A 12126-nucleotide genomic window follows, 5' to 3' on the forward strand; every position below is an offset into this window, starting at 1 on the left:
ATCAGAGCAAATAATACGCGTTAAATATTTCGCTATGGTAACAACTTTCAACGCAAAACAACAAAATACCCTCATAAAGGGTCTCAATAAAGGATACTTCTATGGCAACTTTTTCACAAAAGCCAACTGAAGTGGTGAAAAAATGGGTTATTATTGACGCAGAGAACCTTGTCTTAGGTCGTCTAGCCACGTTCGTTGCTAACCGTTTACGGGGCAAACATAAAGCTACATTTACACCACATGTTGATGATGGTGACAATGTTATTGTGATCAATGCAAACAAAATATCTCTCACCGGCAAGAAATATACAGACAAAAAATATTATTGGCATACCGGTTATATTGGTGGAATCAAAGAACGTACAGCGCGTCAGATTCTTGAAGGCCGTTTTCCTGAACGCGTTGTTGAAAAAGCTGTAGAACGCATGATTCCTCGTGGCCCCCTTGGTCGTCGCCAATTAAAGAATCTACGTGTTTATGCTGGGAGCCAACACCCGCATGCGGCACAACAGCCCGAATCTCTTGACGTTGGTGCTTTAAACCGCAAAAATAAAAGGACTGCTTGATTATGGCTGAAATTAATTCTCTTTCTGAGCTTAACGTTGTAACAAGTATTGCAGAAACACATGAAAATGTTGCTCCGGTTCATGTGCAAAAGCTCGATGCACAAGGACGTGCCTATGCAACAGGAAAACGTAAAGATGCCGTTGCTCGTGTATGGATCAAACCAGGTTCTGGAAAAATTACCATTAACAATAAAGAATTCGACAAATATTTTGCGCGTCCTGTTCTAAGAATGATTCTTCGTCAGCCAATCGTTGCAACAAATAGGGATACACAATTTGATATTGTTGCAACTGTTGCAGGTGGTGGTCTTTCTGGACAAGCTGGTGCTGTACGCCATGGTATTTCTAAAGCTTTAACCTATTACGAACCAGAACTTCGCACAATCTTGAAAAAGGGAGGCTTCCTCACTCGTGATAGTCGTGTTGTCGAACGTAAGAAATATGGTAAAGCGAAAGCGCGTCGTTCTTTTCAATTCTCAAAACGTTAATTTCAATTTTTATGCACTCTATAGAGCCCCGTCAAAACGGGGCTTTTTTGCTTACCAAAACAGATTTTAAAAACAGAACGACCAATTTGTATTATATCTTTAGATTATACCTGTCAGGAAAAATAAAAATATAAAACAACAAATTCCTTTTTAGAAAAGAGCGAACAAAAATTTCTCTAAAAATCCTTGTATGCTCAATGTATGCTCAATTTCGATCTCTACAATCTACCCTTTGTTCATTCAGAGAGAGCCGTACGCTTGTCCCCTCAAAGACTTTTATCACTAATTATATCAAGAGTTTTTCAATTTCTTTTTCCATCATCATTTAGCAAGTTTCAGTCTAAGAAGTGCTTTACCATTGAGATAAAATGAGGAACAGAAATAGGCTTTGACATGTATTCTTCACATCCGCTGGCACGAATCCGTTCTTCATCCCCTTTCATAGCAAAAGCGGTTACAGCAATAACAGGAATAGATCTCAGTTCCTCATCCTCTTTTAATTGTTTAATAACGTCGATCCCTGATACTTCTGGTAACTGGATATCGACAAGGATAAGAGAAGGCTTTGATGAACGCGCTAAATCCAATGCCATAAGACCATTACGCGTTTCAACTGTTTCATAGCCACTCGCCTCGACAAGATCACGGAATAACTTCATATTTAGTTCATTATCTTCCACGATCATAACTTTTTTTGACATTCGTATAATTCCACCCTTTTGAGATAAAAGATAAGATACCTTACCTTTTCACTAAGATAAAATGATAAAAAAAATTGTAAACCAGAAAGAAACGCAACAACGCATGCTAAAAGCATTTTTTCGCAAATATTTGTCATTTTAAACGTGATGTTTTTTCCGTTCCTAAAGGAAATCTAGAATAATCCTAAAATTTTGGTACCATATAATTTTTCATTGGCATTATTTTTCAAGTTAGCCAAAGTTTACAGATATAAAAATCAACAGTGAAGTCTTTTCAGCTTAGAAAAGATGTAAAACATTGCAAATCAATTCACATATCAGTTTTTGAAGAGAGAAAATTCAAGAGGAGCAATGTTATGCGTAGATTATTTGAGCTTTAAACAATCAATCTTTTTCTCTCAAGTAAGAAGATTGTTATCATATTTTGTTATTTCAAATGCTTTTACTATACAGCTATTCAGTAACAAATTAAAAAGTTATCTATGAATTTTCAATGAAATTTTATAATAAATTACCCTTACAATAAATGCATTGTTAAATGCAAAAGCGGTAGCAATAATAGCAAGTAAAAAAATTTTATTATAAATTATTACTCTTTTCTCACCATTTCTGAGTTCTTTTATTATTTTTTTAAGCTATTGGTAAGAAGAGACAAATTACATACAAACACTCTTTCAGCCTTTTGTCATCTTTATCCTATCAATCAGATGTATTTTATCACCGATAAGCAACAATATTTGTACAACCATCGATTTATTTTTAATATTAAATGAAAAGATTAGGTCTGTATATTGAAAGAGAGGCTGTTGGCTTTACTTTACGCTTTACAGCTTCAGCAAAATACAAAGATAAGAACACTCTATAAAAATTTATTGTATAATAAAATATAAAAATTGCGATAAAATAGCTTATATCAATTATAACTTATATCAATTAAATAATATGTATAATATATTTTAATTATTAACAATTAAACAATTTAGTGCAATTTAAAAACGTCAAAAGTATAAAATACTATAAAAAATAATATAAAAAACATTACAAAAACTAAAATCGCTATCATTAGCAGATTTTTTTTACTATAACCTTTATATCTCAAGTAAAAATATAAATAAAATAAAATCGTAGTTACGCTTAGTATCGAAAAAAGCATATTTACAATAAATATGCTAAAATTATCCCACATAAACAATGTCCATCATAATAATTAATAATATTTTATTATATAATAAAGTCCAAAATATATCAAAAAATATACGATAGTTATATTAATTCCTAATTTTATATCCTGCCACCAAGTAGGAAATTTTAATTTATAAAAAAATATACTTAAAACAATAAAAATATTTGTCGCAAGTAATGCATTTGTAATATTAAATATAATATCAATCATAATAAATTACATTTAAAATACTAAGTTATATAAAAATTAACTAAAGAAAATAAGAAAAAGAACAATATAAAAAATGAACTTATCATTATAAAGGATCTTTTTTTAATTTCTAGGAATGACCTTTTTTTAATATCTCTTTTTACAGAATCTCTAGATTCATAATAAAATTCAAATAAAGATATAAATATAATTAAATAAGTAATTATATAAATTAAATCAGAAAAAGTATTAAAAATATACATAAAACATAAAATTCCAAAATCAAATAGAATATTAATCAATATATTACTAAAATCTAATTTTATAAATATTTGTAAACATATTAATAAATATGTCTACAAAATTACCATAGTTTTAGAGATGGATAAATATTTTATAAATTAATAATAGCATGCGTCATACCGAGAGCCAAAGCCTATAACTCCTCCTACTCCATAGCCAATGCCGCTACCGATTGCTGCCCCACCTATAGCCCCAGGCACGATCCCTGCTCCACCTGATGAAAGCCCTTCACCTACATCTCCAATAAATACTCCGGCACTGCGTCCTATATTAGCTCCTACTACCCCCGATGAATTTGCTGACGACAAATAATCTCCAACAGTACACCCAGCCTGTGAACCACTTCTTGAAAAATTCATCGATGAAATATTAGAGAAAGTAGAAAATATTTACTTTATAAAATTTAGTAAAGTATTAAATAAGTTAAATTTATAAAATATAAGAATAAATAGTGTTATAACAGACGTTATGAAAAAAACTATAAAACATAACTTTATTATTGATGATAATTTTTTCTTAGTTTCTTTTTTACTGTAACCTTTGGATTCATAGTACAAAACAATTAATAATATAACAGTAATTACAATTAAGATTGAACGCAAAAATTCTATAATAAAATCAACAAAATCCATCCACATCAATAACATCCACCATAAAAATAAAAAATTATAAACGCTATTTTAGCAAATAAAAGAGTCCAAAATACATTACAAAGTAACTAATAATAATCATCAATCCTAATTTGATAGACTGAAACAACGTAGGAAAATTTACTTTATAAAAATATATACTTAAAAGTACAAAAATATTTGTTGCAAGCAATGCATTCTTAACAGTAAAAATAACATCAATCATAATATATCCTATTTAAAAATGATAAATATTTATTACAAAATTATCATACTTTTATAAAAAAGTTATTAAAACAAAATATCAATTACATAAAATTTAACATAATAAAATAATATAAAAAATGAAATTATTGTTATTAATGATTTTTGTATAATAAAATTGCTACTACAATCCTTATAACCGTAATATACTTTAAATAAAGATATAAATACAATTAAATTAGAGAATGCTATCAACAAAAAATTAATAATATTTAATTTATCCATAACACATAAAATTTCTAAATTTAAATCTATAAAATTTATTTTATCAACATTTGTAGACATATTAATAAATATGTCTACAAAATTATCATAAATTTAAAGATATACCGCTAAATAGTTGATAAATTACCTTTTTAGACAAAGATAACCATGATGTATGGCTCCTACAGCTCCCCCTATTAAAGTGCCGTTAAAAGCTCCCCCTACTGCACCTATTGCAGCACCACCTGCAAAAGTCGCTATGACAGTCGGTGCAGCAACACCACCTGTTGCAACTGTTGCAGCTCCTCCTGCCACTGCTCCAAGCGCTCCTCCCACTGGCGCTCCAATGCCTGTTCCTATAGCCGCCCCTAATTGTGCTGTTGATTTCATCTCATCCCAATAACCTGAAGGGCTACATGAAAGGCTTGAATCACGCGATGAGCTTGAACTACCCATTATTATTCTCATTTCTATTACAAAACGTATCATTATGATACGGAAAATTCATTATCATGCATTCCAGATCAATGTAAAATACATTTTTTTATAAATAACATAATAATTCTATAAAAATAATAAATATATTATGTATTAATAATAAAATGCAAAATGTATACTTTAATTAAATAATAATATTATTTATAATACTATAAAATCTGAAATATTAATCAGAACTTTCTCTTAACATAATCATAAAAGCAAATGAATCATTCATCAGAAAGTTTAGTATCTTTCTCTTGATTAAGAAAAAAATATCAAAAAATGTATTTCACACCGACATCTAACTCACTATTGTTTCTATTATCATGCACATACTGGTTATTTCTTTTATTTTTCAGATAATTATCGATCGTACCTTACTATATCAACGCGTTGACTTATAAAAATAATCATTGTTGTGCATGATGAATGAGAGTCCCGAATACAGTAAGATCTTTTCATTGCAGCCCCTCTTATAATCAATCAAAAAAATATTCGCTTGTATATTACATGCAGAATCTGTGTGTGGATAAAAAAACGTTTAAGAAAGGAATAAAATTTCTCTTATAAATCATCTCAATGCACAGACACTCACAACATCTCGTCGCGCAAAAATCCTCTATACTATCTGTTAACCCGATGATTACTACATTCTTTAGCACAATGCTTAGCATTATGTTAGGCATTTTAAGAGCTTATTCTACTACACTTTGCGCATTTTATACTTAACCATTCTACAGTAGAATAAACACACCATAAGCTATAATCTTACTTATGATTTTTCAAAGGATTGATTAAAAACGATAGCGTACCCCACCAGAAAAACGAATTCCAGAAAAACCAGCCTTGGTAAGCTTATACTGGTAGATTAAATCACCGTGAAGCGCAATCTTTGAAGACAGTTTTGCATGAATACCAAATCCCGTTTCTAAAGAAGAACCAAAAGAACCCAACGGAAAAGTATCTTTAAAACGCACCAATTGTTTGCCTCCAAAACTATGCGTAAAATGAAGTTTTCCATGAAAAGAGGTAATGCGATCCTCTTGAGAAGTGGCAAGGGTTTTGGTTAAATGCCCACCAACGCGTATCACCCATTGATCAGGTTTTCCCATTTCAATATCAAAGTAATCAATATCACGAGCATTATCAAATCGGAGATACTGATAAATAACTTGAGCCTGCGGATCAAAAATAAGCCCCCTATCCCCTATCATAAATGCTTTACCAGCAGACAAAGAAACATTCAGAGGCGTCCCTTTTAATGACGCCGTCTTACCTCTTGCAACAGTAAAGACATCACCTTTAAACAGCCCATAGGATAAAAGTCCATTCGCATAAAAACCCGTATCATATTCTATACGACCATATGCTGTCATTGACCATTTATGAAATACACTTTTTTGACTTTGCTCAACATCCCGAGGGCGCAAAGAAAGCTTTCCATAAGTTCCCACGATCCCTAAAAACGTTTTACTATATACACTTTCAATCGTCTTCAACGAAATGCCAGCCTCTATAGCATTATAATTAAGATTGCCTCCATAACCATATTCAAGTGCGGAAAGATCTGAAACATAACGGTAACTTCCACCATACCCTTGAACAAATAAAGCAAAATCTTTATTCGTTTCTAAAAATTTACCAGAAACAGATCGCATGATCTCCAACCGCTTATTTTGGTTACTGATATCTATCAGCCCAGTATGGAATAAGGCATTCTGCAAGAGAAGATAAGTTGGAATTTGTGGAACAACCTCTCTTATTTTTGTTTCAACAGGCTCCTCTGGAACAGGTTGGATATATTTACTTTCGAGACGAAAATCCCAAAAATTGTCATGACCTTCCACTAATCTTTGATCAGTACGTGCATTGCCAAGAGAAGAACTTGGACCATAAGCATGGAGATAGTATTGATAAGGCAAACCTCCCCATGTGATATAAGGGCTACTCAGCTGGAAAGAATCTTCTACGGCTTTTCCAGAAACTTGAATGAGCGAAATACTGTGCGTATTTCCATTGCCTGCCTCATCCCCTTTATTTCCTGCGATAAACTGCACATGAATTGTCGTTTTTCCAGAAACATCACCATAAATCAAAAGCCTATCAGTCTTCTGATCATTGAGTGAACCATCATCATTGAGAAACGTATTAAGATAGAGATGTGCATTCCCCTGTGCACTGTAAGCTTCTTCCTTTCCATTACCAATATGAAGTGCCTGATACTCTTCGTCCGTTGGAGTTTCGAAAGCGATAATACTATCAGAAAGTTTTACAAACGAAAGAGAGGAAATGACACGGTTCGAGTCCTGCAAATTTATTGCTTTTCTCTTCGTTAAAAACCATTTTGAATCTCTTGTCAAATAAAGCTCGGCAGTAGAATCATCAACAACGCGCGCACCCCCTATCAGTGAAGAAGATTCAATCAACACCGCCATAGAAGATCCGTTTTCAGCTGTTAAAAATAAATCTCCAGAAATCTTTGTACCTTCTGTGACGCCAATATAACCACTACTCTTATGACTATGAATAGCCGTACCATCAGGAACCTCAAAAGTTGTCTTTTTAAAAAAGACAATTCCTTGTTCGTAGCCATTAGCTCCTTTGTCCATATCAAAATGCACACCATGCTTGTTACCTGTCAACGTAATCTTTGAATCCTCAATATTAACTCGAGAAACTAAAATACGCCCGTCCTCTCCAGCATTTGATCGCGCATTAGAATCTAATCCAATCCACAAACCACGAACATCGCTAGCAACAACATTGCTATTCTTTAGAAAAAGAGAACCATTCTGATTTACACTTAAAACTGCATGAGCAATGCTATCTTCTTCATTTATTTTTTTACCTTTTGAAGTAATGGTAACATTATCTAAAGCTACACGTCCCCTTATTCCTACATAAGCCGCAGCGACATCCGTCACATCAATCGCTCCCCCTGTCATCTTAATACTTGCATCAACACCACTGAAAAGAGCAGCCTTCTGCCTGATGTTTTGACCTTCGACTTTAATTTTTGTATCTGTTAAAATAATAGATGCTCCCTGTTTGTCGGCATGAGCACCTAGTTGAGTAACCTCTACCAATCCACGATTGATCTCAATCGTTCCACTCTCAGCCTTGAGTCCTATAGAAAAACTCTTTAAAGTTGAATCGCTTAAAACAACCTTTCCACTTTGTGAGGCAACTACACCATAGGTATCTTCTGTATTATTGGCAGTTTCAACCTTCACACGCGTTGCGCGGATAATTGTATTTTTTTGCTGCGCGACTATAGCAGCTGACGATAAAAAAGAATTATCATCCTTTTTTTCAGAGGAGATCATAAACTGGTATGATTGATCAGCAATTATATGCTCTGTAGCATCACTACATCTATAAGGTAATTTGCTCTCACTGCACGAAAGTGAGACGGATGAAAGAGAACGTGCCTCAACATTTTCTATATTTGATAAAAAAGAAAAAACAGCCCCTATAAAGACACATGAATATAAACGATTTTTAGATATTTTGATCACCATTCTTTTTCAAACTTTCTTTCTTCTCAACAAAAACAAAAATGCAGGCAAAAAGAATATTTATCGATCACCTCACTACGTATGTTACGCATAATACGTTTCGTATTTTATGTAAAGATAGAATAAAAATCAGCAGGAAAATAGCCTTCACAAGCTTATGATGATAAAAACTACAAACAAGATAAAATCTGCATAAGAGACGGAATAACACGCGTTTCTTCGTGAGATCTTTTTATTAGCAAGTGAAAATCTAAAAATGCCCATACACAATACATAACATATATCTCATTTTGATCTCCAAACTTTATATCTTTAAAAAAGCCACTTTGAATTTTGTTATTTATACTGGAATCCTTCTTTACTCATGCATTCATAAACTAAAACACGTAAGCACATATCTTCAGAAAAAAGCCAGAATGATATCCAGACACATTTAAAAACTGCTTTTAATTATGAACTTATCAACACTTAAAGCTTTTACCACAACGCTATATGGAGAAGACTGGTTAGTACATTCCACCATATTTAAGAAAGCTATTGCACTCAAATTTTATGATTTTCTTTTGAAGAGATGAGCTCACAATAAAAGAGTTTAAAAGCCTATTGATATTTTTTACTTATTTTTGGAAACAAGAAACACAATATTTTGATAGTAGAATGAGGGAAAAATCCCACCACCCAAGCAAAAGCAAGAATATCAGGATTGTTGTTTTATAACCAGCAAAAAACCTAAGGTTGGCATTCCGGCTGATCTGCATTTTCTTTACAATAAGGACTATTCAAACGTTTTTCGACACTTCGCTGAGGAATGACAGCATCAGGTTGACAAATGGGAAGTTTAGCATCTTTATACTTCTCACACCACTTCATCGCCCCCAATCTATGATGAAAACCTGCTTGTATCAAGCAAGCATCAATGGATGCATCCGCGTTGATTTTTTCATGGATATCAGAATAACCTTCTGAGACATTCAAGTTATTTTCTGAGGAAATACCAGAAGGGGTCGGCATTCCACATTCTAGTAATGCTTTCTTTATCTCAAGGCTATCTGCACCAGGCTTTTCCCACACATCTACAGTCGTTAGAGGAGCCTGATCTGAGCCACATCCAGTCATAGTGAACAAAACTATCCCAGTGAATAACAATTTTAAGATTTGTTTCATTTTTTTCTTCCTGAATCATTTGAATAAATTGCTAAATAATGAAGTGATCATACATATTCTACAGATTTTATTCCCATGTCCATAACCATATAGACACGGGAAGAACCCTTCAATATTTTTCCATTCCTCTGTATTTATATTACTATCAGAGTAGATCTTATAGAAAATATAAGAATTTTTATCAAAATTTATATTAACAATATTGTATTTTTATGAATTTTCAAATTAATATAGTTTTTCTTTTCTTTACTCAACTCATTTAATGTATTTTCCACGGTTTGTGCATTAGAAACTGGCCCATAAAAACGAAGCTCTGTTTTATCTGTATCCCATGAATACCATGTTTTTTAAATCCAGAAAACAACTGCCCACCGTCATGTTACCACGGGGGTATACCTCAATAATTATACCAGAATTACCGTTCAGTCACCAAAATCACTTTCCCTCTATTTCTGATAAATTTCTATCCCAAACTCTACTTCTCCTATTTCAGCTTGTGGGAAACCTGTAAAAGAAAAAGGATCATTCTTATTATCAGCAACCTAAACCTTATAGAGCACCACATTATCTGGTAAGATAAAAATGCCATTATAGAACATATGGTAATGCCATCAGAGCCTGCTTTTAGCTTCTGCTCTTTTTCAGCTGTTAAATAATCATATTAAAAAATGTATTTTTCATCTTCTAAAAGTTTTTCATTAGCTTTTAGAAGAATCTGATGTGATATCACTACACTACCCTCTTACGAAAAAAACAGCGGGAATGATGAATTAAAAACTCCTCAAAAAAATGAAGAAGAACGGTATCTTAGTGGACACAGAAAGGGATAAAATCCTAAATGGTTTTGATTGCTTTAAAAGCATCTCAGCAAAAATCCTGAATTCCACCTATTCTCTGATGTTTCACCTGTAAGCCACCAAGTAACCACCCTCTCAATACAGCTTGGAAAAAACAATAATAACTGGCTATCATTAAGATTGAGAATGTACCCCACACAATGCGTATTTTTCAGAAAATCCTCTATCGATATAAAAAAAGATGTTGTTTCCGTAATTATATTTTTCCTATACAAAAAGAAAAATGAAAAACTTAAAGGGCTTTTCCTATGATGAATAATATTTACTGTGTTGGATACAATTATGTTGAACATGCTTATGAACTGGGCAATGTTGTTGAAAAAGAACCCGTTATATTTAGCAAGCCGAATAGTTCTCTTATCTTAGGAAATGAAATTTATCTTCCCGATTTTTCTAAAGAAATACATTTCGAAACTGAAATTGTGCTACGGATCTCAAAGGACACGTTTATGGTTACTGAGGTGGAAGCTGAAGAATGCTATGATGCCATAGCAGTAGGTCTTGATCTCACAGCGAGGGATTTGCAAACAAAACTGAAAAACAAAAAGCTTCCTTGGCTTTTGTCTAAAGGATTCAAAGGAGCCGCATACGTCTCTGACTTCATGGACAAGGAAAAAATAAAAAATCCAATAACCTTTGAAATGAAGCTAAATGGAAAAACCAGACAACTTGGCAATACGGAAAATATGATCTTTAGCTTTAGAAAAATAATATCATTTTTGAGTAGCTACATTCAGCTAGAGAATGGCGATATAATATATACAGGCACTCCACAGGGAGTAGGTAAACTTTCTCAATTTGATAGAATAGAATTATATATCGAAGATAAATTAATTTCAGAAATAAAGGTAAAATGAATCATCAAATACTGACCTTTTTTATAGTTTCATTTTTTTGGTTATATCACCTGGGCCGAATATGGCCCTTATAATTGATAATGCAACGAGACTGGGGAAAAAAGAACGGATTTGCTAACATTGCAAAGTTGTGTACAGCAACATATGTGCATGGTTTACTTTTATGACCATTTTTATATCATTCACTCATATAATTTTAAAAAGCAACGAGTAAAAGGATATAAATACAGCAATGGAAACAGTTTTATCCGTATTTTCTTTTTTCATTGTCTTGGGATAACCTCATCTCTCTCATAATAAATTGTAAAGCTGACAGATTAATCTTCCTATAGTTTTATCTGTCTATCACTCTTAACAGCGATATCACTCCTCTGTCAGAGCTCATATTTCTACTGGTTTTTCCTCATTTTCTCTGTGTAGCACAACAATAAATTAATCTAACAAACTCTTCAAATTTTAATAATAAAAATTAAGGATGATCTATTGAGAAATAATTGTAGCTATCCTATTTGCTTCCCTACCACCAAGGTGCTATAAATTACAGAATATTATCACTCATATATCTATAAAAAGTCCGCTGCTCATAGCTGTTTCCAATACTGACTTAAATGAAACAGCTAGAGGTTTTTTACTGCCTTTGTACAAAATAAAGCAACGACCTTCTCTTTATGATATCCAATAAAGTGGTGAGGAAATCATTTAACATTTCCATTTTCTTTTAAA

Annotated in this window: 8 protein-coding genes; 3 read left to right on the plus strand and 5 right to left on the minus strand. The window is 32.6% G+C overall.

What is annotated here, in order from left to right:
• Nucleotides 1–101 precede the first annotated feature (101 nt).
• Nucleotides 102–566: a 50S ribosomal protein L13 gene (rplM, locus tag NPX99_RS03115; RefSeq protein ID WP_269030344.1), complete on the plus strand. Its 465-nt coding sequence runs from the start codon at nt 102–104 to the stop codon at nt 564–566.
• A gap of 2 nt (nt 567–568) precedes the next feature.
• On the plus strand, nt 569–1054 hold the full coding sequence (gene rpsI, locus NPX99_RS03120) for a 30S ribosomal protein S9 (RefSeq protein WP_254769911.1): 486 nt from the start codon (nt 569–571) through the stop codon (nt 1052–1054).
• Between the two features lie 335 nt (nt 1055–1389).
• Here the strand turns inward: rpsI and NPX99_RS03125 are convergent, their stop codons facing one another.
• The 5 genes from NPX99_RS03125 to NPX99_RS03145 form a co-directional block, all read right to left on the minus strand.
• Entirely contained in the window at nt 1390–1755 is a 366-nt protein-coding gene (locus tag NPX99_RS03125; protein WP_269030347.1) for a response regulator, read from the minus strand.
• A gap of 1773 nt (nt 1756–3528) precedes the next feature.
• Nucleotides 3529–3738, minus strand: coding sequence for a hypothetical protein (locus NPX99_RS03130; RefSeq protein ID WP_269030349.1), 210 nt, complete (start codon nt 3736–3738; stop codon nt 3529–3531).
• A gap of 933 nt (nt 3739–4671) precedes the next feature.
• Nucleotides 4672–4983, minus strand: coding sequence for a hypothetical protein (locus NPX99_RS03135; protein WP_269030351.1), 312 nt, complete (start codon nt 4981–4983; stop codon nt 4672–4674).
• Nucleotides 4984–5801: 818 nt separating this feature from the next.
• A complete protein-coding gene (locus NPX99_RS03140) occupies nt 5802–8528 on the minus strand; it encodes an autotransporter family protein (RefSeq protein ID WP_269030353.1) in 2727 nt (908 codons plus the stop codon).
• Between the two features lie 726 nt (nt 8529–9254).
• A complete protein-coding gene (locus NPX99_RS03145) occupies nt 9255–9689 on the minus strand; it encodes a hypothetical protein (RefSeq protein ID WP_269030355.1) in 435 nt (144 codons plus the stop codon).
• Between the two features lie 1105 nt (nt 9690–10794).
• Here NPX99_RS03145 and NPX99_RS03150 point away from each other — a divergent pair.
• On the plus strand, nt 10795–11403 hold the full coding sequence (locus NPX99_RS03150) for a fumarylacetoacetate hydrolase family protein (RefSeq protein WP_269030357.1): 609 nt from the start codon (nt 10795–10797) through the stop codon (nt 11401–11403).
• Nucleotides 11404–12126: the final 723 nt, after the last annotated feature.

The organism is Bartonella sp. 220B (assembly GCF_026930205.1).
Taxonomy (GTDB): domain Bacteria; phylum Pseudomonadota; class Alphaproteobacteria; order Rhizobiales; family Rhizobiaceae; genus Bartonella.